The sequence below is a fragment of the Streptomyces sp. NRRL B-3229 genome (assembly GCF_000719505.1).
GTDB classification, from domain to species: domain Bacteria; phylum Actinomycetota; class Actinomycetes; order Streptomycetales; family Streptomycetaceae; genus Streptomyces; species Streptomyces griseorubiginosus.
This window is the reverse complement of record NZ_JOGP01000011.1, coordinates 125007-149712: the sequence shown is the minus strand read 5'-3', so window position 1 is coordinate 149712 and position 24706 is coordinate 125007. Positions and strand designations below refer to the sequence as shown.

The following is a 24706-nucleotide window of genomic DNA, read 5'->3' as shown; positions in this document are numbered from 1 at the left end:
CGGGGCCCTGCGCGACGACCGCGCGGCCCTCTGCCTGATCACACGTGTCCGTCAGCGCGGAACAGAGATGGATCTTGTGGCTCCGCTTCGAACTTTACGTCAACTTGGCAGAGAGGGAAGCCCTGGAAGGGTGACAAGAATCCGGCAACCCCGCTCGGATTCGGCCACACCGATCCGGCCGCCGTGCAGATCCACCGCCCAGCGGGCGATCGCCAGCCCGAGCCCGGTGCCGCCGTCGCTGCCCGGACCGTGCGGCCGCGGCACCTGACCGCGGTTGAACCGCTCGAAGACGCGGTGCCACTCGGAGCGCGGGATGCCCGGGCCCTCGTCGAGGACCTCCAGCTCAAGGGATTCCGGCAGGGCCCCGCGCCGCGCCTTGACCGTCACCCGGCCGTGCGGCGGGCTGTGCTTGACCGCGTTGTCGATCAGGTTGGCGACCACCTGGTGGATGCGCTCCGGATCGGCGTGCGCGGTCAGCTCCGGCGGCGTCACGTCGAGGTGCAGATGCACGTCGTTGCGGGTGTGGCTGCCGGATCCTGAGGCGATGCCCGCGCGCGCGGTGGCGACCATGTTGGCTTCCTTCAGCACGCCCGAGAGATACGGCCACACCTCGAAACGACGCTTCTTCAGCGGCACGACGCCGTTGTCCAGGCGGGACAGGTCCAGCAGGGTCTCCACCAGCCGGCCGAGCCGCTCGGTCTGCTTGAGGGCCGTGCGCATGGTCTCGGGGTCGGCCTGGGTGACCCCGTCGACGATGTTCTCCAGCACGGCGCGCAGGCCCGCGATGGGGGTGCGCAGCTCGTGGGAGACATTTGCCACAAGTTCCTTGCGCTGGCGTTCCTGGGCCTCCAGGTCGTCCGCCATGCGGTTGATGGTCTGGGCCAGGTCGCCCAGCTCGTCCCGGCGGTTCTCGCGGACCCGGCGGGTGTAGTCGCCGTGCGAGATGGACCGGGCGACCGCGTTCATGTCGTCCAGGGGCGCGGTGAGCGAATGCGCCACGAACTGCGTGATGAGCAGGGTGGCGATCATCGAGAAGACCGTGATGAAGCGCAGCTCGGTCGCCGTGCGCATCGCGATCATCATCAGCCCGGTGGTGATGAGGACCGCGATGACGACCAGCGCGCCCAGCTTCGTCTTGATCGAGAACGGGCTGACGCCCCCCCAGGCCTCCCTGGGACCTCTCCGGCCTGCCGGACCCTCGCTCATGGCGTCGGCGTCTCCAGGGCGTAGCCCACGCCGTGCACCGTGCGGATCCGCTCGGCGCCGATCTTCCGGCGCAGTGCCTTGATGTGGCTGTCGACCGTGCGGGTGCCGGAGGCGTCCGCCCAGTCCCAGACCTCGGCGAGCAGCTGCTCACGGGAGAGCACCGCGCGCGGGGTGTTCGCGAGGCACACCAGCAGGTCGAACTCGGTCGGGGTGAGGTGGACGTCCTCGCTGCGCACCCGGACCCGGCGCTGCGCGTGGTCGATCTCCAGCTCGCCGAGCCGGAGAATGCCGCTTCTGGGGGTCGCGGCGGCCAGCGCGGCCCGCTCGACCCGCCGCAGCAGGACGTGCACGCGCGCGGCCAGCTCACGCATCGAGAAGGGCTTGGTCATGTAGTCGTCGGCGCCGACGCCGAGTCCGACCAGCATGTCGGTCTCGTCGTCCCGCGCGGTGAGCATCATCACCGGCACCGGGCGGGCTGCCTGCACGCGTCGGCAGACCTCCAGACCGTCGAAGCCGGGCAGCATGATGTCGAGGATCAGCAGATCGGGCTGCCAGGCCTCGGCCGTGTCGACCGCCGACGGACCGTCGACCGCCGTTTGCACGAGGAATCCCTCGGCGCGCAGGCGGGTCGCGATGGCGTCGACGATCGTCGGATCGTCCTCGACGACCAGGACTCGGCGCTGTGCGCCCTGGGTGGCCGTCGTGCCGTTCTGGGAGGTGTGTGTCTGCTCCATCGCCCGCCCCTGGGGAGTGCTTTCCGGAACCATGTGGGGTGATTCCTTGTCTGCGCATGACTGCGATTGACGCTTGAATGATCGGCGTAGGGAAGCAGAGTACGGGGAGTCATCACCCCTTTGCTATCCAGGTCGGACGGCGAGATGTACGACGTCGGGTACGCCCCGGGCAACGGGGATCTCCTCGGTACGTACCTGCTGGAACCCGGCATTTGCTAGGGATCCCTCAAATTCCGCTGATGGTCTGGCGGACCACACCGCCAGTACCCCGCCCGGCTTCAACGCCCTTGCGCAGCTTGTGAGTCCGGCGGGCGCGTAGAGGCCGTGGTTGCCGTCCGTGACCGTCCAGTCGGGACCGTTGTCGATGTCGAGGCAGAGCGCGTCAAAAGTGGCGCATGTCTCATTGACGAATCCGACTAGATCCGTTTCCAGAATGTTCGTCCGCGGATCGGCCAGCGCTCGCGCGGAGAGCGCCGAGAGCGGCCCCGCGCGGTGCCAGTCGATGACGGCCGGCTCCCGCTCCACGACCGTGATCCGGCCCCACCGCGGATTCGCGGCGGCGTGTGCGAGCGAGAAGCCCACGCCCAGACCGCCGATCAGGACGTGCGGGTCCGGGCGGTCGTCCAGCGCACCGAGCGCCGCGTCGACGAGGATCCGCTCCGAGCGCCCGTCGGAGGTGTCCATCAGGAAGCAGCCGTTGGCGATGATCTGGAGCAACTCGCCGTGGCGCCGCAGGACGACCTCCCCGTAGGGGCCCTCGCGACGGTCCAGGACTTCGGGAATGTCGTACGAGGTGGGCATCGGCCCATCCTGGCAGGGAGGGCGAGGCGGGCCGAACGAATTACAGGTTCTTGAGAAGTCACTGTGAATCAGGTCCAGGGTGGCGCGGGTCACAGACAGCGGGCGGGTCGGGCGCGAAGGCTGAGGGCGAACCGGAAGGAGCAGCTCACCTTGGAACGGACCGCCCCCGCAGCTCCTCCCGACGGGTCCCCTCCCGACGACCGCCTCCCGGATGTCGCCGTCCTGCTCGACGGCATGCCCCGGCAGCGGAGTGCGGCGGAGGAGGCCACCGCCGAGCCACGGGAAGCGGCAACGACCGTCCCCACCAGGCGGTTCGGCGTCCCGCGCGGTCGGCGGCTGTTCCCCACGCCCACCGGGACCCCGTTCACCTTCGGCTACGGCGCCGTCCTGGTCGCGGTCGCGCTCGTCTCGGCGCGTCTGAGCCCCGCCCTCGTGCACACCCTGCACCAGGGCTCCAGCACCGATGTGGCCCACCTGGTGCGGACGCCGTTGCTGGTGCTGGTGGCCAGTGCGCTGTGGATCGCGGGCGGCATCCTCTCCCCGTACGCCATCGCCCTGCTGTTCGTCCTCACCGCGCTGGAGCGCAGGATCGGCGGGATGCGCACGGCCGCCGTCTTCCTGCTCGGGCACATCGGCGCGACCCTCGCGACGGAGGTCCCCGTAGGTGTCGCGGTCCTGGCCGGTCACCTCCCCGCCTCCTCGCTGCACCGGCTCGACTACGGCGTCAGCTTCGGCGTCGCCGCGAGCCTCGGCGCGCTCGCCGGACTCCTCCGGCCCTGGCTGCGGTGGCCGCTGCTCGCCCTCTTCGGCTGGGAGCTGGCGACCGACCTGCTCGCCTTCACCGACCCGTTGACCGACTGGGGCCACCCGATAGCCCTCCTGACCGGCATCGCGACCTGGCCGCTGGTACGCCGGTGGCACCGCGCCCGGCATGGGCTCCTGGCCGACTAGGACCGCACGACCGCCGTAGGCGACGCCGTGGACGCCGGAGGGCAGCCGCGGTCGCTTCAACTGCCCGGCGGTGTCCAGACGTACGGCGTCGTCGTGGTCACCGCGTGGAAGCCGAGGCGGCGCAGGATCGGGGCGCTGTCGTCCGAGGCGTCCACGTGCAGATACGTGACCCCGCGGGAGGCGGCGAGAGCCGCGCGTACGGCGACCAGGGCCCGGTAGATGCCCCGGCCCCGCCACTCGGCGAGTGTGGAGCCGCCCCACAGACTGGCGAACTCGGTGCCCGCGCGGAACGCCAGCCACGCGGCGGACACCACCTCGCCGTCCGCCTCGGCCACGTACACGGCGATCTCGTCCGGCGCGGCGGCGACCCGGCCGACGAGGTCCTCGGCGAGCCAACTCCAGTCCTGGCCCCACACCTTGGACTCCATCGCGGCGATCCGGCGCATGTCCGCGTCGGCCGTGACCCGGCGCAGGGTCACGCCGTCCGGCAGCGCGGGCTCTCCCACGGCCATCTCGGAGGCCAGGCCGATCAGCACCGTCTCCCGCTCCTCGGGCACGAAACCCGCCGCGCGGAGCCGCTCGGTGAGGTCGGCCGGGGTGTCGTGGGTCCGGGTCTTCCACTCCAGCGCCTCACCGCGCGCCGCGAAGAAGTCGCGCTGGCGGACGATGAGTGCGTCGAGCGCGGCACCGGTCACGCCGAGGTCGCGCGGCCCGCTCACGAACCCACGGAACTGGCCGACGATCCGCAGCAGGGGTCCGTCCTGCTCGTACGTCACGCCGACGGGCGGGGTCGGGGGAGCGGCGCGCATCTGGTCGTCGTAGGCGGAGAGGAGGGGCTGTACGGCTTCGGTGGAGGCGGTGGAGGCGGTGGAGGCGGTGGTCATGGTCGGTCGTTCCCCGTGTTCTCTCGGTTTCTCGGTCTCTCGGTCGGTCGTGCCGCGGGCGCCGGTCCCCGGGCCGGGACGTCCCGGCGGCGGCCCTTTCCCGGGCCGGGAAGAGCCGGCCGTGGCCGGGTGTTGTCCGCTGTGCGGCCGGCAGGCTCCACCGGAGACGGCGGGGCGATCACCGGCGCAGCATGACAGAGGCCGTCACGGGCCGCCCGCGAGTTTCCGGCGGGCGGTGACGGGCGGTCACCCGGCGTTCGGTCCGACGAACTTCGCACTGGTGAGCGGAGCTTGCACATGCCAGCCCAGGGACTCGTACAGCCCCCGGCCCGCGGGCGTCCCCGCCAGTACACCGGTCCGCGCACCCGTGCCGGCCGCCGCGGCCTGGAGCGTGCGCATGACGACGCTGCCCAGCCCCCGCCGCCGATGGGCCGTCACGGTCTCGATCTGGTCGAAGACGGCACTCGCTCCGGTCGGGGCCACCTGGCCGCGAGCGGCGAGGGAGCCGTCGGGCGCGGCGACGAGCACGCGCGTGACGCCGCCGACGGACCACACGCGCGTGCGGTAACCGTCGGGCACGCCGGCTTCCGCTCGCGCGCCTCCGAGCGGAACCGTCATCAGATACCCGGGCTCGGGGTCCGCCCACCAGCCCTCGCCCAGCCATGCGCCGACAGTCTCCGGGTCCTGGAACACCTTCAGCCACACCCCGGCGCCCGTCACCGCGTCCGCGACCTTGCGCACGGCGCCCTCGTCCACCTCGTCGCCCAGCGCGTCGAAAACATGCCGCGAGACCTGCGCGATCTGCCCCACGTCCACGGTGAACCCCCAGGCCTCACGCTGCGGCGGGGCGGCCCCGCGGGACACGACCCAGCCGTCCACCCATGCCTGCACGATCCCGCCCACCGAACCCCCTGTAATGGTCTTTCGAGCATTCTGCCTATTACCCGTGTCACGATAGGGGCCGGGGTGCCGGCCCCGACAGCGGTGATCGCCCACAGCGAACAGGAAAGCGCGTGGGGAACATTCGAAGGCTCACGTGCATTGAGTCGGCATAGCTCAACTTGACTGCCGAAGGGGAGATCATGGCTTCGACGTCCACACCGCTCACTCTGCCTGTGCTGCCGCTCGACGACGAGGTCGTGCTGCCCGGAATGGTGGTGCCGCTGGACCTGAACGACGCCGACGTCCGCGCCGCGGTGGAGGCCGCCCAGGCCGCCGCCCGTTCGGAACCCGGCAAGCCCAAGGTCCTGCTGGTGCCACGGATCGACGGGACCTACGCGAGTACCGGTGTGCTCGGCACCGTCGAGCAGGTCGGCCGGCTGGCCGACGGCGACCCGGGCGCCCTCATCCGCGGCCGGGGCAGGGTGAAGATCGGTGCGGGGACCACCGGCCCGGGCGCCGCCCTGTGGGTCGAGGGGACCACGGTCGAGCAGACCGTCCCCGAACCGCTGCCCGGTCATGTCGCCGAACTGGTCAAGGAGTACAAGGCCCTCGCCACCGCCTGGCTGCGCAAGCGCAGCGCCTGGCAGGTCGTGGACCGGGTGCAGGCCATCGACGACGTGTCCGCGCTCGCCGACAACTCCGGCTACTCGCCGTTCCTGACCACCGAACAGAAGGTCGAGCTGCTGGAGACCGCCGACCCGGTCGCCCGCCTCAAGCTCGCCACCCAGCAGCTGCGCGACCACCTCGCCGAGCAGGACGTCGCCGAGACCATCGCGAAGGACGTCCAGGAGGGCGTCGACAAGCAGCAGCGCGAGTTCCTGCTCCGCCGTCAGCTGGAAGCCGTCCGCAAGGAATTGCGCGAGATCAACGGCGAACAGGACGGCGAGGAGTCCGACGACTACCGCGCCCGCGTAGAGACCGCCGACCTGCCCGAGAAGGTGCGGGAGGCCGCCCTCAAGGAGGTCGACAAGCTGGAGCGGTCCAGCGACCAGTCCCCGGAGGGCTCCTGGATCCGCACCTGGCTGGACACCGTCCTCGAACTCCCCTGGAACGAGCGGACCGAGGACGCCTACGACATCCAGGGCGCCAAGTCGGTCCTGGACGCCGAGCACGCGGGCCTGGAGGACGTGAAGGCGCGGATCACCGAGTACCTGGCGGTGCGCAAGCGCCGCAGCGACCGGGGCCTCGGTGTCATCGGCGGGCGGCGCGGTGGTGCCGTGCTGGCCCTCGTCGGCCCGCCCGGTGTCGGCAAGACCAGCCTCGGAGAGTCCGTCGCGCACGCCATGGGCCGCAAGTTCGTCCGCGTCGCCCTCGGCGGCGTCCGCGACGAGGCCGAGATCCGCGGCCACCGCCGTACGTACGTCGGCGCGCTGCCCGGCCGGATCGTGCGGGCCGTCAAGGAGGCCGGTTCCATGAACCCGGTCGTCCTGCTCGACGAGATCGACAAGGTGGGCTCCGACTTCCGCGGCGACCCCGCTGCGGCCCTCCTCGAGGTCCTGGACCCGGCGCAGAATCACACCTTCCGCGACCACTACCTGGAGGTCGAACTCGACCTGTCCGACGTGGTGTTCCTCGCCACGGCGAACGTCCTGGAGGCCATCCCCGAGGCCCTGCTCGACCGTATGGAGCTGGTCCGGCTCGACGGCTACACCGAGGACGAGAAGGTCGTCATCGCCCGCGACCACCTGCTCCCGCGCCAGCTGGAGCGAGCGGGCATCGACCAGGACGAGGTGACGCTGGAGGAGAGCGCGCTGCGCAAGCTCGCGGGGGAGTACACCCGCGAGGCGGGCGTGCGCACCCTGGAGCGCTCGATCGCCCGGCTGCTCCGCAAGGTCGCGGCGCAGCACGAACTGGGCGAGCGGGAGCTGCCGTTCACCATCGGCGCCGACGACCTGCGGGCCCTGATCGGCCGGCCGCACCACGTGCCCGAGTCGGCCCAGGACCCGGCGGAGCGCCGTACGGCGGTCCCGGGTGTGGCGACCGGACTCGCGGTCACCGGAGCGGGCGGGGACGTCCTCTACGTGGAGGCGTCGCTGGCCGACCCGGAGACGGGCGCGGCGGGCCTGACGCTGACCGGCCAGCTGGGTGACGTGATGAAGGAGAGCGCGCAGATCGCGCTGAGCTTCCTCAGGTCGCACGGCGCCGAGCTGGAGCTGCCCGTCGCCGACCTCAAGGACCGGGGCGTGCACATCCACTTCCCGGCGGGCGCGGTCCCGAAGGACGGGCCGAGCGCGGGCGTCACGATGACGACGGCACTGGCCTCGCTGCTCAGCGGCCGCCTGGTCCGCACGGACGTGGCGATGACCGGCGAGGTCTCGCTGACCGGCCGGGTGCTGCCGATCGGCGGGGTGAAGCAGAAGCTGCTCGCCGCGCACCGTGCCGGGGTGAGCACCGTCATCATCCCCAAGCGCAACGAGGCCGACCTGGACGACGTCCCGGCGGAGGTGCTGGACAAGCTCGACGTCCACGCCGTCACCGACGTCCGCCAGGTCCTGGAGCTGGCGTTGTCCCCGGCTGTGAACGGGGCGGCGCCGGAGGTTCCGGTGGCGGCGTGACGGGCGCCTCCGGATGAGGTGAAGGCCCGGGTTCTCGTGAGGGAGGCCCGGGCCTTCGCCGTGTCGGAGAGAGGGCGCGTCAGCCCTTGGCGAGCGCCTGTACGCGGTCCGGCGCCCCGTTGAACTTGTCGTGGTCGCCGACCGTCGGCCCGGAGGACGTGTACTGCCACATCGTGTAGGTGCTCCACCCCGCCGGCAGCGTTCCGGCGGTCGAGGCGTACCGGGCGATCCACAGCGGGTTGGCGGAGAAGCCGGCGTAGTTGCCGGTGCACTGGGACCACCAGGTGGTGGAGGTGTAGATGACGGCGTTGCGGCCGGTGCGGGCCTTGTACTGGTTCAGGAAGTCGCGGATCCAGCTGACCATCCCGCTCGTGGTCTTGCCGTAGCAGGTGTCGCCGTACGGGTTCCACTCGATGTCGAGGGTGCCGGGCAGGGTCCTGCCGTCGGCGGACCAGCCGCCGCCGTGGTCGACGAAATAGTTCGCCTGCGTTGCGCCGGACGTGGTGTCCGGGGTCGCGAAGTGGTACGCGCCGCGGATCATGCCGACGCCGTAGGCGCCGGTGTACTGCTGGGAGAAGTAGGGGTTCGTGTAATACGTCCCCTCGCTGGCCTTGTTGTACGACCAGCGGACTCCGCTGTTCCACAGCGTCGTCCAGGAGACGTTGCCCTGGTAGCTGGCCACGTCGACGCCCTCGGTCTGGGCGGCACGGGTGCCGGTGGGCAGGCCGTCCTGCCCGTCGTGGGCGGCGACGCCCATGCCCATGCGGGCGGTGCCGCGGGCGGGGGTGGTGGGGATGACGGGGGTGTTGGTCGTGGTGCTGGCTGTGGCGTCGGGCGACTGCTCGGCCGACGCCGGGGATATGGGAACCAGCGCGCATACGGCTATGAGGGCGCCGGCGAGGAACGCGCGCCGTGGGCGGGGGGATCCGGGTCTGTGCACGGGCATGGCGGGCCTCCGAAGGGCTCGGTGATGCTCGGTGGGGGAACACCCGGCCGGGGTGTGTGGCGTGGGCATGCCAGACATCGCCCGGTCAAGAAGCTACGCACGGCTGTGAGCGGCTGGGAAGAGGGACCGGTTGCTGCCGTTGGTCTAGCCCTGCGAAATACTTACGGAGCTGCGGCTACGGCGCAATTTGGCGCAAACTTTCAGAACCGGGAAATCCGAGGCAGGGGCTGACGTGCACGAAGACGGAAAGGGTGGCGGGGGCCGGGGGGCGGCCGACGCCCCGCCGAGCGGTGTGGACCAGCCCGGATTCCTGGCGCTGGAACGCGAGTTGACCGTCCTGCTGCGGCGCGCCCGGGCCAACCAGGGGGAGATGGCCCGCGAGGTCCACCCCGACCTGGAGTCGGCGGCGTACGGCCTGCTGATCCGTCTGGATGAATGCGGCCGTCAGCGCGCCACGGAACTGGCCGGGTACATCGGCGTCGGCAAGGCCACGATGTCCCGCCAGTTGCGCGCCCTGGAGGAACTGGGCCTGGTTGCCCGCGAACCGGACCCCGCGGACGGCCGGGCCTGGCTCGTCGACCTCACGGAGGAGGGCCGCACCCGGGTGCACCGCGTCCGCGACGCCCGCCGCGCCCGCTACGCCGGCCGCCTCGCCCACTGGAACCCGGCCGAGGTCACGGAACTGGCCCGCCTCCTGCACCAGCTGAACCGGGGCATGGAGAAGTAACCGCGTCTGCGACTCGCCCGAGCGGCGGGTCAGGTTGCCGATGGCACGGGGTGAGGCGGTCCGCGTCGGCCGGTCGGGTGATCCGCTGCGCCTGTCGAGGCGTCCGGCGTCAGGGGCCGAGCCGCTCGCCGAAGAGAGCCGGCCCGCGGTGCCCCGCCGGGTCTCCTGCCGCGCACCCGGTCGAGCAGCCGCGCGTACCCCCGATCAGCCCCCAGGCCCCCGCCCTCACAGCTCCGCGTAAACCACCGTCGCGTCGTCGTGGGTCTTGGCCCGGCCCAAGCGCACGCGTGCCTCCGCGTCCTCGCGTTCCAGTTCTCGTACGCGGTCCACCAGGGCCTGCGCGCTGTGCCGGCGTACGAACGTGAGGCAGTCGGTCCAGGTGCCTTCCTCGAAGCGCTCCACCCAGCGGGCCGCGCCGTCCGTGAGCGCGGCCAGGGCGCGGACCTCGGCGCGGGGGAGAGAACCCGTCACCGAGCGCTCCGCCACCGAGGGATCCGCGGCCGCCGTGTAGAAGCCGCCCTCCTTGTTGCGGAGGTGGGTGTCGACCAGCGCGTCCGTGGCCAGCGCGGCGCGCGGGATGCGCGCCAGCCGGTCGTCCAGCACCGGTGTCACCACCCCGCCCGGGGACTCCACCAGCAGCATCGAGTCGGACAGGACCAGGTACTCCACGGCCGACGGCGACCACCGTGCGATCGCCACCGTCGCCTGGGGCGTGCGTGGGTGAGAAAGGTCACAACCTTCACCATGTGACCGAGCTGTGCGCACGATGGCCCCCGACAGCACCTCCACCAGCGGAACATCCCTGAGCGAAACGGCCAGTTCGGTCAGCGCCCCGCCGAGCCGGGCCGTGAACCAGGGAACCGAATGCAGACACCCGGTCCCGCTCCGCGGCGGTGTCACCCCGTCGAGCACGACCAGCACTCCGCCCCGCCCCGACGCGGGCAGGGCGACACTCGCGAAGTCCTCGTTGGGCCGCTGGGCATCCCCGGGCTCCGTGACAAGTTCCGTACGCATTCGGCCAGTCTGCACGACCCCTTCACAAGCTTCGCCAAAGCCCGGCAACGGTCGCGGAATTGACGCACACGCGCAGGTCAGGCGCCTGGTTTAGGAGGGATTGGCGCACTCCGGCCCGACGTGGTGGCGAATCCTGCCATCGGTTCTCCCCGGCGTCCAACCGGCCCACCGGACCCGACACGCGCGCGTGTCCCAGGAACTTGCCCGCCAACTCCCCGACGGGGTTCACTCCTTCGGGTGGCGGCTCAGGCGATGCTCGCCCACCGCCCACCGGCGCTGGGAGGGTCGGGAATCGCACCCCGGTGTGCACACCAGTTGACGGAGCGTCACTCCGGGCCCATGGGTTTCACGAGTTCAGGAATGCGAGCAGCGGTGCAGAAGACGCGGCCTCGTCGCACAGGCAAGCAGACGGCCTCCGGCACGGAAGCGGAGCGCGCACCCGTCGCGCCCGGCGCCCCCGAGACCCCCGTCGGCAAGGGCCGCCCCACCCATGTCCGCACCCGGCTGATTCTCGCCGTCGCCGTCGTGGCCGCCGCGATCGCCGGGGCCGGCGTCCCCTCCCTGGTCACCGCGTCCGGGGACCTCCACGACTCCCAGGACCTGGTGACGCTCGCCGAGCAGACCCAGGACGCGCTCGACCTCGCCCACGCGCTCGCCGACGAACGCGACGAGGTCACCCCCTACATCGCCGCCGGCCGGCCCAAGTCCAAGGCGCCCGGCGAGCAGTCGAGCGCCCGCGTCGACCGCCAGATCGAGGAACTGCGCGCCGACACCGACCTCTCCCCGGCGCTGCGCGGCGACCTCGACGACATCGCCGCCGTACGGCACTCCGCCCTCACCGGGAAGTCCACCGCCCTGGAGGCGCACAACGCCTACTCGGCCGCCGTCACCGAGCTGCACCGGCTCGCCGAGGACCTGGCCGCGAGGACACCGCCCCGCGCGGGCTCCGGCGCCTACGCCCTCGCCGAGCTCGACTCTGCGGTGCAGCAGGCCGCCGCCACCCGCGGACTGCTGCTCGCGGCCCTCAGCGTGCCGACGACGACCCAGAGCGTCTACAACCCCCTCACCGGCCTGACCGACACCAAGAAGGTCACCTCGGCCGCCGACGCCAAGCAGCGCGACGCGCTCAGCGCCGCCGCCCAGCAGGCCCGGCTGCGCTCCGACGCGGCTCTCGCCGACTTCCAGGAGTCCGCCCCCGCGGCCGCCAAGGCCAGCTTCGACTCCACGGTCACCGGCCCGGACGTCAACTCCGCCGACAAGTACCTCGCGGCCCTCACCGACCAGCCCACCCTCTCCGGCAGCGAGCTCGGGACCAGCACCGCCAAGCTCGACGACGCCCTCTCCGCCCGCGTCGACCTGATGCGGGGCGCCGAGTCGGCCCTCTTCGACCGCCGGGTCAAGGCGCTGGAGCAGCTGCGCGACGACGACGTCACCGCGCTGGAGCTGCGTGTCGCGATACTCGGCGCGCTGATGCTGCTCGCCGTGGGTATCGCCACCGCCATGGCCCGCACCCTCACCCGCCCGCTGTCCGTGCTGCGCCGGGGCTCCGCGCGGCTCGCCGGGGCCGAGGACCCGACCACCGAGGAAGCGGTCTCCTTCACCGGCCGCAACGACGAGTTCGCCCAGGTCGTCCGCTCTGTCAACGCCCTGCACGCGCACGCCGTCGCCCTCGCCGAGCGGATCACCACGCTGGAGGCCGACCGCAAGCACCTGGTCGGCCAGCGCCAGAGGATGGCCGACGCCCGCGAGCAGCTCAAGGGCGAACTCGCCGAGTCCGCCGCCCAGCTGACGCGCCTGCGGGGCACGATCGGCGCCACCTTCGTCAACCTCGCGCTGCGCACCCTCGGCCTCGTCGAACGCCAACTCGCCGTCATCGAGAACCTGGAGGAGCGCGAGCAGGACCCCGAGCGCCTCGCGACCCTCTTCAAGCTCGACCACTTCGCCACGGTCATGCGCCGCCACAGCGAGAACCTCCTCGTCCTGGCCGGCACGGAACACGTTCAGCAGAGCGCGGGTCCGGTCCCGCTGGTCGACGTCGTCCGGGCCGCGGTCAGCGAGATCGAGCGCTACGAGCGGGTCCGCATCGCCGCCCTGCCGCCGCATGCCCATGTGGCGGGTTTCGCCGCGGACGACCTCTCCCACCTGCTGGCCGAACTGATGGAGAACGCCACCGCGTTCTCCCCGCCCGACCTGCCCGTCGAGGTCTCCGGCTGGCTCCTGGAGAGCGGCGAGGTCATGCTCTCCGTCCAGGACGAGGGCATCGGCATGACCGCCGAGCGCATGACCACCCTCAACTCCCGCCTCGCCGCATTCGATCCCGAGACCGCCTACGAGTCGTACGACGAGGGCGACGAGGGCCTCGGCCTCGGCCTGTACGTCGTGGCCCGCCTCGCCCACCGGCACGGCGTCCGCGTGCAGCTGCGCGAGCAGAAGCAGGGAGGCGTGGCCGCGGTCGTCGTCCTCCCGGGGCCCCTGCTCTCCGCCGCGCCCGCATCGGCCGTACCGGCTGCCGACACCCCGGCGACCGGCACCACCCACACCTTCGCCCTGCCGGGCGCGGACGCGGAGGTCAACTCCAACGTCCTCAGCGGCCGTTCACAAGGCGACCGGGGCGAGCAGGCCGACCCGGGCAGCCACGGCGACCAGGGCGACCCCCTGGTCGCGCTGGCCGAGCAGGCCGTACGCGCACAGGCGGAGTCCCCGGCCGAGCAGGCCGTACGCGCACAGGCGCCGGAGTCCCCGGCCGAGCAGGCCGTACGCGCACAGGCGCCGGAGTCCCCGGCCGAGACGACGATGGAGCTGCTGGTACCGGTACCGGCTCAGGAGACCCCGGAAGCCGCACCGCACGACCCGCAGGCACCCGCACCCGCCGCCGAGATCGAGACCGAACACACCCGCGCCGAAGAGGAGCACCGCGCCGACGAAGAGCCCCTCACCGACAAGGGTCTCCCCAAGCGCACGCCCAAGATCACCACGCCCACCGCCCCGGCCCCGCGCCGACGCAACGCGTCGGTGGACGCCGAGGCACTCCGCCGCAGGCTGGGCGGCTTCCGCCGGGGGGCGGAGGCCGGTCACCGGGACGTGGAGGCAGAGATCAAGGAACGAACCGGCGAGACCAAGCTGCCGGCCGCAGAACACCGCACCGCATCCGAAGAAGCCACGGGGGGCACAGTCGAGGAGGCAAGCAGTTGACCGCGCCCAGTACCTTCGGACTGAGTCGTGAGGCCCGCAATCTCCACTTCCTGCTGACGAACCTGGTGGAGGAGGTACCCGGCGTCCAGTCGGTCGCAGTCGTCTCCTCCGACGGCCTGCTCCTGCTCTCCTCCGACGCCGATCGGAACGCGGAGGCACGTGAGGCCCGGGAGGGCAAACCCGCCGGCCCGCGTGGCTCGTCGGCCGACCTCGCGACCATCGTCTCCGGCATCGGCAGCCTCACCCTCGGTGCCGCCAAGCTCATGGACTTCGGCTCCACGAAGCACACCATGATCGCGATGGACGACGGCAGCCTGTTCGTGATGTCGATCAGCGACGGCTCGCTGCTCGGCGTGCACGGCTCGGCGGACTGCGACATGAGCGTGGTGGCCTACCACATGGCCCTGTTCGTCGGCCGCGCCGGACACGTCCTGACCCCCGAACTCCGCAGCGAGCTACGGCAGTCGCTGGAGAACGAGGGGACAGGGAGCGCCCGATGACGAACCGGCCCGACCTCCCCGTCCGCGGCGGCGAACGCAAACCCGCGCGCGTACGGCCGTACTCCCTCACCGGCGGCCGCACCCGCTTCGGTCACGTCCTCCTGGTCGAGACCTTCGTGGCGGCGCTCGAAGCGCCCGAGGAGCGCCGGGAGTTGACCAACGGTTCGCTGAAGTCGGTCATGCCGGAACTGCGGGCCATCGTCGAACTGTGCCGCCGGATGCGCACGGTGGCCGAGATCTCCGCGCTGCTGAAGATGCCGCTCGGCGTGGTCCGGGTGCTGCTCAGCGACCTCGCGGACCAGGGAAAGATCCGTGTGTACGGCACCGGTACCGCTCACGGTACGGGCCGTCCCGACCGCGCTCTGCTGGAAAGGGTGCTGAGTGGACTCCGTCGCCTTTAGGGACCTCGCTCTCGAGGACACCGACGACAACCTGAAGTCCTGGCAGACGGACCGCACCCGGGCGCCCGTCGCCACGAAGATAGTCGTGGCCGGCGGCTTCGGCGTCGGCAAGACCACCCTGGTCGGCACCGTCTCGGAGATCGAGCCCCTCCAGACGGAGGCGCTGATGACCGAGGCCAGCGAGCAGGTCGACGACCTCACCGGCACCCCGGAGAAGGTCACCACCACCGTGGCCATGGACTACGGCCGCATCACGCTCGACGACGACCTGGTCCTCTACCTCTTCGGCACCCCCGGCCAGGAGCGGTTCTGGTTCATGTGGGACGACCTGGTGCGCGGCGCGATCGGCGCGGTCGTCCTGGCCGACACCCGCCGCCTCAAGGACTCCTTCCCCGCGCTCGACTACTTCGAGAGCTGCGGACTGCCGTACGTCGTCGCGGTCAACCACTTCGACGGCAGCGAGCTGTTCGACCCGCAGGACGTGCGGGAGGCGCTCACGGTCCCCGCGCACATACCCGTCATGATCATGGACGCGCGGCGGCGGATCTCGGTGATCGAGACCCTGCTGTCCCTCGTCGGCCACGCGCTGGACGAGACCCCCGAGTAGTCCATCTTTAGGAGCCACCACCCGCATGCGGAAGATACTCGTCGTCGGAGCCGGCCAGTCCGGACTCCAGCTCGCCCTCGGCCTCCAGTCGCACGGCTACGAGGTCACCCTGATGTCCAACCGGACGGCGGACGAGATCCGTTCCGGCCGGGTCATGTCGACGCAGTGCATGTTCCACACGGCACTCCAGCACGAGCGCGACCTCCAGCTGAACTTCTGGGAGTCCCAGGCCCCGAAGATCGAGGGACTCGGCGTCTCGGTGGCGGCCCCCGGCTCCTTCGACCCGGGCCCCTCGCAGCGCGCGATCGACTGGCTGGGCAGGCTCGACGGGTACGCGCAGTCGGTCGACCAGCGGGTCAAGATGGCCGGCTGGATGGAGACGTTCGCCCAGCGCGGCGGCCAGCTCGTCATCCACGGCGCGGCCGTCGGCGACCTCGACTACTTCTCCCGCACCTACGACCTGGTGCTGGTCTCCGCCGGCAAGGGCGAGCTGGTGTCGATGTTCGCCCGCGACCCCGAGCGCTCCCCGTACACCGAGCCGCAGCGCGCCCTCGCCGTCTCCTACGTCCACGGACTGGGTCCGCGGCCCGAGCACCCGGACACCGAGGCGGTCCGCTGCAACCTGGTCCCGGGCGTGGGCGAGCTGTTCGTCATGCCGACGCTCACCACCTCCGGGCGCGCCGACATCCTGTTCTGGGAGGGCATCCCGGGCGGTCCGCTCGACGTCTTCAACGGAGTGAAGGACCCGGCGCAGCACCTCTCCCTGACCCTGGAACTCATGGAGAAGTTCCTGCCCTGGGAGTACGCGCGTGCCACGAACGTCGAACTCACCGACGCCGGCGCCACGCTGGCCGGCCGCTACGCGCCCACCGTGCGCAACCCGATAGGGCGCCTGCCCGGTGGGGGACTGGTCCTGGGCGTGGCCGACGTCGTCGTCGCCAACGACCCGATCACCGGGCAGGGCTCCAACTCCGCGTCCAAGTGCGCCGCCTCCTACCTCGCGTCGATCCTGGAGCAGGGCGAGAAGGAGTTCGACGAGGAGTGGATGCGGGGGACGTTCGAGCGGTACTGGGACACCGCCCGGCACGTCACCAAGTGGACCAACGCGATGCTCGCCCCGCCGCCGGAGCACATCCTGAACCTCATCGGCGCCGCAGGGCAGCTGCCTCCGGTGGCGGACCGTTTCGCCAACGGCTTCGACAACCCGGCGGACTTCGAGGAGTACTTCTACGAGCCGGAGAAGGCGGGCGCCTACCTGGCCTCGGTCGCCGGGGCCTGACCGGCACCGTCCGGACGCACGGCTCCGAGGATCGGGTGGGAGGCGATGGGGGACACCTTCACCCTCTGGCCCGTCCTCGGGGCCTCGATGACCTTTCCCTTCCCCAGGTACATCGCCACGTGCGTGGCCTCGGGGAAGTAGATCACCAGGTCCCCCGGACGCAGGTCCTTCAGCTCGACCCTCGGCAGCCGGGCCCACTGCTCCTGGCTGGTCCGCGGGATCCGGGTGCCGGCGTGCGCCCAGGCCCGGGAGGTCAGCCCCGAGCAGTCGTACGTCCTCGGACCCTCCGCGCCCCACTGGTACGGCTTCCCGAGCTGACGGCGGGCGTACTCCAGGGCCTTCCCGCCCTTCTTGGTCGACTTGCGTTCCCCGTGGCCGAGGGCGCCGGAGGTCGTCAGCTCCTCCTGCGCCTTCGCCACCCCCTTCTCCTCGAACTCGGCCAGCCGGGCGAGCTGTTCGGCGGTGAGGGACGCGAGGAGGTCCTCCACCTCCGTGAGCTTCTTCTGCACGGCGTCCCGTTCCGTCTTCTGCCGGGCGGCCAGGGTGAGCTGGTCGTCGAGCGCCCTGCGGGCCACCCGGGCGAGCCCGTCGGCTCGGTGCTCGGTGCCGGTGAGGCGGCCCACCGTCTTCGCCCGCTCCTTCGCCAGCCGGCCGATGACATGGTTCTGTTCGAGGGCGTGCTGGGGGTCGCGGGCCAGCAGGAGGCGGACGTACGGGGAGATGGCGGTGACGCTCTGGTACTGCTGCCGGGCCAGCCGCCCCGCGGCACCCCGGCTGTCCTGGAGGGAGAGCCGGGCCCTGGAGAGAGCGGTGTCCAGACGGGTCACCTCGGCGCGCTTCTCCCGCAGCCGCTCCTCGGTGGCGTTGTAGGTCTCGGTGGCCTTCTCGGTCTCCTGGTACAGCCGCTGAAGGTCCGTCAGCAGCTCGGCCACGGTGTGCTCGCGCGGCTCGGGCTCCGGTACGGCCACGGTGCGCTCACGCGGCTCGGGCCCCGGTACGGCCACCGCCGGCAGCGGTGCGAGGACGGTGCCGGCCACCACCGCCGCCGTACACACCAGACGCAGAAGCCTTCCTGACACGCCATCACCTCCCGTGCGGAGCAGCCCCTCTGTTCCGCACGGCGAGCATCAGTCGGTGCTCAGGTTTTCGCGCGCCGGGTGTGGGCGGTTCGGCGCAACCTCGTCACCCGTCGGTGTCGGTCGGCTTGCCGGGCTTGCCGGGCTTGGACCAGGGCCACTTCAGCCCGCCGTCCGCCTCGCCCTCGGGGGCGTACTCGTACTTCCACCCCTTCTGGATCCCCAGCTTGCTGTGCCCTCTGGGCACCCGGCGGTACACCAGCACGGTGGGCGGGCCGTCGGCCGCGTCGGGGACCGGGATGCGGTACGTCTTCGGCGGGTGCCCCGTCGGTCCCAGCAGCACGGGCAGCACCCGGCCGTCCATGGGGCCGCCCTCGAAGGGGGTGTCTTCGCTCTTCACGGCACCAGTGTCAGCCATCCGCCGCGAGGGCCGTGACCAGCGCGGCGGTCTCCGGGTCACGGTTCGCGGTCACGGACAGCACGGCCACGAACTGCTCGACCAGCCAGTCGCGCAGCTCGGCCACGGGCGGTTGCTTGCCCTCGTCGAGCCAGATCAGGGAGGCCGCCTCCACCGCGGTGATCCACATCCGTACGGTCATGCGGAGCCGGAGACCGGGGTCGCTGACGCCGAGGTGACGGAGGATGTGCTCGGCCGCCGCCCGTCGTACCCCGTCCACGATGGCGGTGGTCCGGGACGTCTCCACGACGCTGCCACCCTGGAGCAGTGCGCTGAAACCGGCGTCGTGCTCGTCGACGAAGGCGAGGTAGCGGTCGAGGGCGCGGGACAGGCGGATCAGGAGCGGGCCGTCCAGCGGCTCGTCGAAACACTGCTCCAGTTCGTCGGCGGCCGACCTCAGCGCGGCCTCGTAGAGCTGCTGCTTGCCGCCGGGGAAGTACCGGTAGACGAGGGGACGGGAGACACCGGCGGCTTCCGCCACGTCGTCCAGGGACACGTCCTCGGGGGCGCGGTGCGCGAACAGGCCGAGGGCGGCCTCCAGCAGCTGACTGCGCCGCTCCTCGACACTCAGACGGCGATAGGCGGGCGCGGCAGGGCTCATGGATGCAGCGTAGTCCGGCGTCGGCGGGGGCGTCGTGGCTGGTCGCGCGGCCGGGAAGTCCGGGGGTCGCGGTGGTCGGCGGGCAGCGTGGAGACTTGGTGGTCGGCGTGGGGCCGGAAACCCGGTGTTCGGCGCGGCGCGGAGTACTGGTGCTCGGCGTACGGCCGGGAAACCCGGTGGCCGGCGCGCGGTCCCGCCGGATACGGTCGGGCCGTGCCCGAGCTGAAGCGGTTGCGTGCCGATCACGCCCCGGCGGTCCTGGCCTTCGAACTGGCCAATCGCGCGTATTTCGCGGCCTCCGTCTCCGACCGGGGTGACGCCTTCTTCGCGTGCTTCACCGACCGGTTCGCGGACCTGCTGGCCGAGCAGGAGGCCGGTGTCTGCGCCTTCCACGTGCTCGTCGACGAGGACGGCTCGGTGCTCGGCAGGTTCAACCTGCTCGACATCGAGGACGGTACGGCGGAGCTCGGCTACCGGGTCGCCCAGCACATGACGGGCCGCGGAGTGGCGACCGCGACCGTACGGGACCTGTGCCGACGGGCGCCGGCCGCGTACGGTCTGCGCACCCTGCGGGCGGCCGTCGCCCATCAGAACGTCGCGTCCCGCAAGGTCCTGACCAAGGCCGGGTTCATCGCGGCGGGCCCGGCCGGTCCTGCCGACCTCGGGGGCAAGCAGGGCACCTGGTACCGACGCGACCTGACACTCCGGTCGGGGGAGCGGGCGGGCGACGGCCACCGCTGAGCAGCGGCACCGGCGCCCCCGGCCCTCAGACCGTCGCCCGTCCTACCCTCAGGCCAGCAACCCCGACGACTTCCACAGCCGTCGCCCGACTCCCCGCAGCACGCCGATGTCGTCCAGGAAGTCGGTCAGCCTCTTCGCACCGGTCTGCATGACCTCCTTGCGGTGCCCGCTCGCCTTCACCTGGGCCAGCGCCTCCCGTCGGTCGAGGCCGAGGTTCGTGTAGACCTCGGGGTTCACGAAGGCCACCGAGAACACCCGGGCGAACTCACCGGAGGTGACCCGGGTGAACTCCTGCGACCAGCGCGGGGCGGTCAGCATCTGGCGCCGCAGCTCCTCGCGGGCGTACCGCACATGGCGCGCCTCCTCCACCACATGAATCCGCGTCACGCCCCTGACCAGCGGCTGGACCCGCTCGTCCGGGAAGGTCAGCCGCTGCATCCAGTCCAGGACCTCCTCGCCGAGCAGCGTCGCGGTGAAGGACCCCGGGGTCGTGGAGATCGTCTTGAACAGCCGGCCCAGCTGCTGATGGCCCCGGCTGACCGGGTACCAGGGCGTCCCGCCCCGGGTGATCAGCCGCGCGAACATCTTCGAGTGCCGGCACTCGTCCTCGATCTCGGTGAGCGCGTACCGCACATGGGCGCTCGTCGCGGCCTTGTCGTAGATGTGCCGGCACAGCAGCTGCATGAGGATGATCTCGAACCAGATGCCGAGCGAGGCGAGCGCCGCGGCCTCGTGCTGCGACAGCAGGATGCGCTGCTCCTCGCTCATCCGCTTCCACATGGGGGTGTCGTAGAGCGAGACCAGTTCCGGCGGCCAGAACCACTTGCCCTCCTCGAAGGGCGCGTCCCAGTCCAGTTCCTCGTCCGGGTCGAAGGAGTGCTTCGCGGAAGAGTCGAGCAGCCGCTCGGCCACCTGCTCCCGGTCCTTGAGCAGACCGAGCGCGTCACGCAGCCCAGCGAGCGCGTCGACTTCTGTCAGACTCGTCATGGCACTTATGAGACTGGATGTCAGCAAGGCCGTCAATCCCCCGCGCGCGACTTGTTGACCCCGCGTCTACGAAGGAGCAGCCTGCGGAACATGCCGACTTTCGACCTGTACACCACGGATCCCGGGGACCCCCACTGGCAGGTACCGGCGACGGGCGCCGCCCGCTTCGCCTGGGAGTACGACGACGGCCGCGACCGCCTCCTCGCCCTCTACCAGAAAGGCAAGGACAAGCAGTGGGACGGGCAGAAACGCATCGACTGGGACCTGGAGGTCGACCCCCACGACCCACTCGGCACCCCCGACGAGTCCATCTCCCTCTACGGCACCGGGCACTGGGCGAAGTTCACCGAGAAGGACAAGGGCGAGCTCCGCAAGCACCTGGCCTCCTGGCAGTTCAGCCAGTTCCTGCACGGTGAGCAGGGCGCGATGGTGTGCGCCGCGCGGATCGTCGAGTCCGTGCCCGACCTCGACGCCAAGCTCTACTCGGCGACCCAGGTCATGGACGAGGCCCGGCACGCGGAGATCTACGGCCGTTTCCTGCACGAGAAGATCGGGATGCTGTACCCGATCAACGACAACCTCCAGTCCTTGCTGGGCGACACCCTCAGGGACTCCCGCTGGGACATGCCGTACCTCGGCATGCAGGTCCTCATCGAGGGCCTCGCGCTGGCGGCCTTCGGCATGATCCGCGACACCACCGACAAGCCGCTGCCGAAGCAGATCCTCGCCTACGTCATGCAGGACGAGGCCCGGCACGTGGCCTTCGGCCGCATGGCGCTGCGGGACTACTACCGGCAGCTCTCCGACGCCGAGCTGCGCGAGCGCGAGGAGTTCGTCATCGAGGGCTGCTACCTGATGCGCGACCGGCTGCGCGGGGTCGAGGTCCTGGAGAACTTCGGCATCCCCACCGCCGAGGCCGAGGAGTACGCCGAGCGGTCCGAATTCCTGGCCCTGTTCCGCCGGTTGCTCTTCTCCCGGATCGTCCCGTGCGTCAAGGACATCGGCCTGTGGGGCAAACGCCTCCAACAGGCCTACGTGGACATGGGCGTCCTCGACATGGGCGACTCCAGCCTCGACCTCCTCATGACCCAGGACGAGGAGATCGCGGACCGCCTGGACGCGGAGCGGTTCGAGAGGGAGGAGCGCGAGCGGGTCGCGGAGGTGGCGGACGCGATCGAGGAGGGGGCGGAGGCGACCGGGGAAAGAGCCACTCGCCTGGCGTAACGTACGGGCATGTCCGAACAGTCGTACGGCCCGACGCCGGTGCCGCCGCAGCAACAGCCGTACGGCCATCCGTACCCCCGGCAGCAGCCGAACGGCTGGGGAGCGCCGCCCGTCGCCCCGCCCCCGAAGAGGCGCCGTCTCGGGTTGGTCCTGGGTGTCGTGGGCGGAGTCGTCGGCACGGGGGTGGTGGGCGTGGCCGTGGGCGCCTTGGAGCTGGCGGGCGGCGTCGGATACCCCAAGGCCGAGTACACCCTCACCGTTCCCGAGAAGCTGGCGGGCGGCCGCTACGAACTCGACGCGGACTCCTCCGGTTCCGCGGAGGCCAGGGGGATCGAGAAGGCGGCGGACGGCGAGTGGGGTTACAAGGACCTGAAGACCGTCATCGGGCAGTACGGCACGGCGGGTGACGACAGCGAGGGCACGCTCGTGGTCTCGGGCATGTACGGGCGCTTCAAGTACCCCAGCAGTGTGCGGGAGGGCTTGATGAAGGGCGCAGCAGGCGAGGGTTCCCGCGTCGTCGTACCGGCGAAGAACTTCCACCCGGCCGGCGCCGACGGGATCACCGTCACGTGCGAGGTCCTCATACAGAAGGGGGAGCGCATGAAGGTGACCCTTCCGGTCTGTGGCTGGGCCGATGGCAACACGGGCGGCTGGGTGACCGAGGTCATCACCGCCAAGGCGAGCCAGGACCCGGCCGAGGCCGATCTGAGCGCGTTGGCGACGCTGACGGCCCAGGTCCGCTCCGAGATGCGCCGGCCGATCCGCTGACCACCCAAGTCCTACGCGGGGCAGCCCAGTTCCTCCGGGACCGTGCCCGTGACCGGCTCGTCCGAGCCCGCCGGGAACAGTGTCCGCAGCGTGAAGGCGTACGGAGTGGGCCCGTTCGTGCGCAGGTGCAGCAGGCGGGACTCCGCTTCCGCGACCGCGGGGCGGTGGCCCGTCGGGATCCACCACAGGGCCACCATCGCCTCCTGGACCCGCTCGAAGAACTCCCTCCGGCGGGCCAGCATCTCGCGGTGCCGGCCCTCGTACATGTACGCCTTCAGCGCCTCGGCGTCCCGCCACACCGACATGTTGATGATCAGCCACTCGTCACCGAACACGGCGATGTCCGTCGCGTCCCCCGTCTCGTCCTCCAGCCGCCAGACGAACCCGTCGGCCGCGTCCGCGTCGGCGTTCACGGGGTCGAGGTTGTCGACGAAGTCCTTCAACTGCGCTGAGTCCAGCGGGGCTTTGAGCCGGCCGATGTTCACCTGGGCGAGTTGGTACGGGGCGGTTTGCGTCATGTACCGAACGTTAGGTCGGTGTCTCGCGCCGCCTCAATCCCCGTCTCACCCCTTGGAGCGGAGCACCGCCTCGCCCCCCGATCTACTCCTCGGAGTTGAGCGCCGCTTCGCCCCCCTTTCTACTCCTTGGAGTTGAGCACCGCCTCCATCACCGCCCGCGCGATCGGCGCCGCCACCCCGCCCCCGGTGATCTCCCCGCGGTCGGCTGCCGCGTCCTCCACCACCACCGCCACCGCCACCTTGGGCTCCAAGTCCCGGTCGCCCTGCGCCCAGGACACGAACCAGGCGTACGGCGTCCCCGCGTTGCCGATGCCGTGCTGGGCGGTGCCCGTCTTGCCGCCGACGGTGGCCCCCGGGATGGCCGCGTTGGTGCCGGTGCCCTCCGTGACCACCTGCGTCATGAGCTCCCTCAGTTGCGCTGCCGTCGACGGATACATCACCTGCCGCACCGGCCGCGGGCCCGCCGTCGCCACCGTCGTGCCGCCGCTCGTCGTGGTCCGCTCCACCAGGTACGGCGTGCGCAGCTGACCGCCGTTGGCGACCGCAGCCGAGACCATCGCCATCTGGAGCGGGGTCGCCCGGGTGTTGTACTGACCGATCGAGGACAGCGCCAGCTGCGCCTTGTCGACGGTCGGGTCGAAGGTGGACCGGGCCACGGAGAACGGGATCCGCAGCGCGTAGTCGTTGAAGCCGAAGGCGTGTGCGGTGGCCGTCATGTCCCCGACCCCCACGTCCACCCCGAGCTTGGCGAACACCGTGTTGCACGACCACCGGAACGCCTCCCGCAGAGAGAGGTCCTCGCAGCCGTCCGACTCGTTGGTCAGCGAGGTCCGGGTGCCGGGCAGGCGGTACGGCGCGGGCGAGTCCGTCGGCGCGTCCAGGTCCGTCACGACCCCCGCATCGAGGGCCGCGGCCGCGGTGACCACCTTGAACGTCGAACCGGGCGGATAGGTCTGCCGTACCGCCCGGTTGAGCATCGGCTTCTCCCGGTCCGCGTTGAGCCGGGCCCAGGACCGGCCCACCCCCGGGTCGTTGCCCGACAGCGCCCCCGGGTCGTACGACGGCGAGGACACCAGCGCCAGGATCCGCCCCGTCGCCGGCTCCACGGCCGCCACCGCGCCCTTGCGCCCGGCGAGCCCGCGGAAGGCCGCCTGCTGCGCGGCCCCGTCGATCGTGGTGACGACGTCCCCGCCCGGGTTGCGCCGCCTGGTGAAGTCGTTCCACAGCGCGAACGGCGTCAGCAGCGGGTCCGAGCCGGACAGGACCCCGTCCTCGGTGTGCTCGAGCAGGGTCGTGCCGTACTCCTGCGAGGCGAAGCCGGTCACCGGGGCGAACAACGGCCCGTCGGCGTACGTCCGTTCGTAGCGCAGCTGCTCCCCGGTGTCCCGGGATCCGGTGACCGGCCGCCCGTCGACCAGGATGTCGCCGCGCCGCAGACCGTAACGGGCGATGACCTCACGGCGGTTGGCCGGGTTCTCGTCGTGGGCGGCCGCCTCGAAGACCTGGACGCGGGTGGCGTTGACGAGGAGCGCCACCAGCAGCAGGGCGCAGAAACAGGCCGCGTGCCGGATGTAGCGGGCCATGCCGGGACCGTG

The 24706-nt window shown here is 71.4% G+C and carries 24 protein-coding genes; 11 read left to right on the top strand and 13 right to left on the bottom strand.

The window, feature by feature from the left end:
- Positions 1-99 precede the first annotated feature (99 nt).
- The 3 genes from IF54_RS0119730 to IF54_RS0119720 form a co-directional block, all read right to left on the bottom strand.
- Positions 100-1206 carry a HAMP domain-containing sensor histidine kinase gene (locus tag IF54_RS0119730; protein ID WP_030320436.1) on the bottom strand — a complete coding sequence of 369 codons (1107 nt, stop codon included), beginning with the start codon at positions 1204-1206 and terminating at the stop codon, positions 100-102.
- A complete protein-coding gene (locus IF54_RS0119725) occupies positions 1203-1940 on the bottom strand; it encodes a response regulator transcription factor (protein WP_030320433.1) in 738 nt (245 codons plus the stop codon). The genes IF54_RS0119730 and IF54_RS0119725 overlap by 4 nt, the downstream gene beginning before the upstream one ends.
- Before the next feature lie 123 nt (positions 1941-2063).
- Positions 2064-2741, bottom strand: coding sequence for a spermidine synthase (locus tag IF54_RS0119720; protein ID WP_030320431.1), 678 nt, complete (start codon positions 2739-2741; stop codon positions 2064-2066).
- A gap of 150 nt (positions 2742-2891) precedes the next feature.
- On the opposite strand from IF54_RS0119720, the gene IF54_RS0119715 reads away from it, so the two are divergent.
- A complete protein-coding gene (locus tag IF54_RS0119715) occupies positions 2892-3692 on the top strand; it encodes a rhomboid-like protein (protein WP_030320429.1) in 801 nt (266 codons plus the stop codon).
- A gap of 56 nt (positions 3693-3748) precedes the next feature.
- Here IF54_RS0119715 and IF54_RS0119710 read toward each other — a convergent pair whose 3' ends face one another.
- Complete coding sequence (locus IF54_RS0119710) at positions 3749-4576, bottom strand: GNAT family N-acetyltransferase (protein ID WP_030320424.1); 828 nt, start codon at positions 4574-4576, stop codon at positions 3749-3751.
- 246 nt (positions 4577-4822) lie between these two features.
- Positions 4823-5479 (bottom strand): GNAT family N-acetyltransferase, encoded by a 657-nt coding sequence (locus IF54_RS0119705; protein WP_030320422.1) that lies wholly within the window; start codon positions 5477-5479, stop codon positions 4823-4825.
- A gap of 179 nt (positions 5480-5658) precedes the next feature.
- Here IF54_RS0119705 and lon point away from each other — a divergent pair, with 179 nt between their 5' ends.
- Positions 5659-8073 carry an endopeptidase La gene (lon, locus tag IF54_RS0119700; protein WP_030320418.1) on the top strand — a complete coding sequence of 805 codons (2415 nt, stop codon included), beginning with the start codon at positions 5659-5661 and terminating at the stop codon, positions 8071-8073.
- Between the two features lie 79 nt (positions 8074-8152).
- Here lon and IF54_RS0119695 read toward each other — a convergent pair whose 3' ends face one another.
- Positions 8153-9019 (bottom strand): lysozyme, encoded by an 867-nt coding sequence (locus IF54_RS0119695; protein ID WP_030320416.1) that lies wholly within the window; start codon positions 9017-9019, stop codon positions 8153-8155.
- 232 nt (positions 9020-9251) lie between these two features.
- Between IF54_RS0119695 and IF54_RS0119690 the strand changes: the two genes are divergently transcribed.
- Positions 9252-9746 (top strand): MarR family winged helix-turn-helix transcriptional regulator, encoded by a 495-nt coding sequence (locus IF54_RS0119690; protein ID WP_030320413.1) that lies wholly within the window; start codon positions 9252-9254, stop codon positions 9744-9746.
- Between the two features lie 225 nt (positions 9747-9971).
- Here the strand turns inward: IF54_RS0119690 and IF54_RS0119685 are convergent, their stop codons facing one another.
- A complete protein-coding gene (locus IF54_RS0119685) occupies positions 9972-10760 on the bottom strand; it encodes a protein phosphatase 2C domain-containing protein (RefSeq protein WP_030320411.1) in 789 nt (262 codons plus the stop codon).
- A gap of 372 nt (positions 10761-11132) precedes the next feature.
- Between IF54_RS0119685 and IF54_RS0119680 the strand changes: the two genes are divergently transcribed.
- From IF54_RS0119680 to IF54_RS0119660, 5 genes are read left to right on the top strand one after another with little or no spacing between them, the layout of a single operon-like run.
- On the top strand, positions 11133-13952 hold the full coding sequence (locus IF54_RS0119680; RefSeq protein WP_030320408.1) for a nitrate- and nitrite sensing domain-containing protein: 2820 nt from the start codon (positions 11133-11135) through the stop codon (positions 13950-13952).
- Complete coding sequence (locus IF54_RS0119675) at positions 13949-14452, top strand: roadblock/LC7 domain-containing protein (protein ID WP_020136616.1); 504 nt, start codon at positions 13949-13951, stop codon at positions 14450-14452. Before IF54_RS0119680 ends, IF54_RS0119675 begins: the two co-directional genes overlap by 4 nt.
- The gene (locus IF54_RS0119670; protein ID WP_030320407.1) at positions 14449-14853 is read left to right on the top strand and encodes a DUF742 domain-containing protein; all 405 of its coding nucleotides are present in this window, start codon (positions 14449-14451) and stop codon (positions 14851-14853) included. The genes IF54_RS0119675 and IF54_RS0119670 overlap by 4 nt, the downstream gene beginning before the upstream one ends.
- Positions 14834-15460 (top strand): GTP-binding protein, encoded by a 627-nt coding sequence (locus tag IF54_RS0119665; protein WP_030320406.1) that lies wholly within the window; start codon positions 14834-14836, stop codon positions 15458-15460. Before IF54_RS0119670 ends, IF54_RS0119665 begins: the two co-directional genes overlap by 20 nt.
- Before the next feature lie 25 nt (positions 15461-15485).
- Positions 15486-16739, top strand: a complete 1254-nt coding sequence (locus IF54_RS0119660) for a styrene monooxygenase/indole monooxygenase family protein (RefSeq protein ID WP_030320405.1) — start codon at positions 15486-15488, stop codon at positions 16737-16739.
- Here IF54_RS0119660 and IF54_RS0119655 read toward each other — a convergent pair.
- The 3 genes from IF54_RS0119655 to IF54_RS0119645 form a co-directional block, all read right to left on the bottom strand.
- The gene (locus tag IF54_RS0119655; RefSeq protein ID WP_107047853.1) at positions 16712-17818 is read right to left on the bottom strand and encodes a C40 family peptidase; all 1107 of its coding nucleotides are present in this window, start codon (positions 17816-17818) and stop codon (positions 16712-16714) included. The genes IF54_RS0119660 and IF54_RS0119655 overlap by 28 nt on opposite strands.
- A 103-nt stretch (positions 17819-17921) precedes the next feature.
- On the bottom strand, positions 17922-18233 hold the full coding sequence (locus IF54_RS0119650) for a hypothetical protein (RefSeq protein ID WP_199821224.1): 312 nt from the start codon (positions 18231-18233) through the stop codon (positions 17922-17924).
- Positions 18226-18873, bottom strand: a complete 648-nt coding sequence (locus IF54_RS0119645; protein WP_030320399.1) for a TetR/AcrR family transcriptional regulator — start codon at positions 18871-18873, stop codon at positions 18226-18228. Before IF54_RS0119645 ends, IF54_RS0119650 begins: the two co-directional genes overlap by 8 nt.
- 213 nt (positions 18874-19086) lie before the next feature.
- Here IF54_RS0119645 and IF54_RS0119640 point away from each other — a divergent pair, with 213 nt between their 5' ends.
- Entirely contained in the window at positions 19087-19614 is a 528-nt protein-coding gene (locus tag IF54_RS0119640) for a GNAT family N-acetyltransferase (protein ID WP_030320396.1), read from the top strand.
- Positions 19615-19662: 48 nt separating this feature from the next.
- Here IF54_RS0119640 and IF54_RS0119635 read toward each other — a convergent pair whose 3' ends face one another.
- Positions 19663-20601, bottom strand: coding sequence for an AurF N-oxygenase family protein (locus IF54_RS0119635; protein ID WP_020136608.1), 939 nt, complete (start codon positions 20599-20601; stop codon positions 19663-19665).
- Positions 20602-20691: 90 nt separating this feature from the next.
- On the opposite strand from IF54_RS0119635, the gene IF54_RS0119630 reads away from it, so the two are divergent.
- Both IF54_RS0119630 and IF54_RS0119625 read left to right on the top strand, forming a co-directional pair.
- Complete coding sequence (locus IF54_RS0119630; RefSeq protein WP_030320395.1) at positions 20692-21825, top strand: ferritin-like domain-containing protein; 1134 nt, start codon at positions 20692-20694, stop codon at positions 21823-21825.
- A gap of 9 nt (positions 21826-21834) precedes the next feature.
- Positions 21835-22593 (top strand): hypothetical protein, encoded by a 759-nt coding sequence (locus IF54_RS0119625; protein WP_030320394.1) that lies wholly within the window; start codon positions 21835-21837, stop codon positions 22591-22593.
- Positions 22594-22604: 11 nt separating this feature from the next.
- Here IF54_RS0119625 and IF54_RS0119620 read toward each other — a convergent pair whose 3' ends face one another.
- On the bottom strand, positions 22605-23111 hold the full coding sequence (locus tag IF54_RS0119620) for a DUF3291 domain-containing protein (protein ID WP_030320391.1): 507 nt from the start codon (positions 23109-23111) through the stop codon (positions 22605-22607).
- Between the two features lie 119 nt (positions 23112-23230).
- Complete coding sequence (locus tag IF54_RS0119615; protein WP_030320385.1) at positions 23231-24694, bottom strand: peptidoglycan D,D-transpeptidase FtsI family protein; 1464 nt, start codon at positions 24692-24694, stop codon at positions 23231-23233.
- Positions 24695-24706 lie beyond the last annotated feature (12 nt).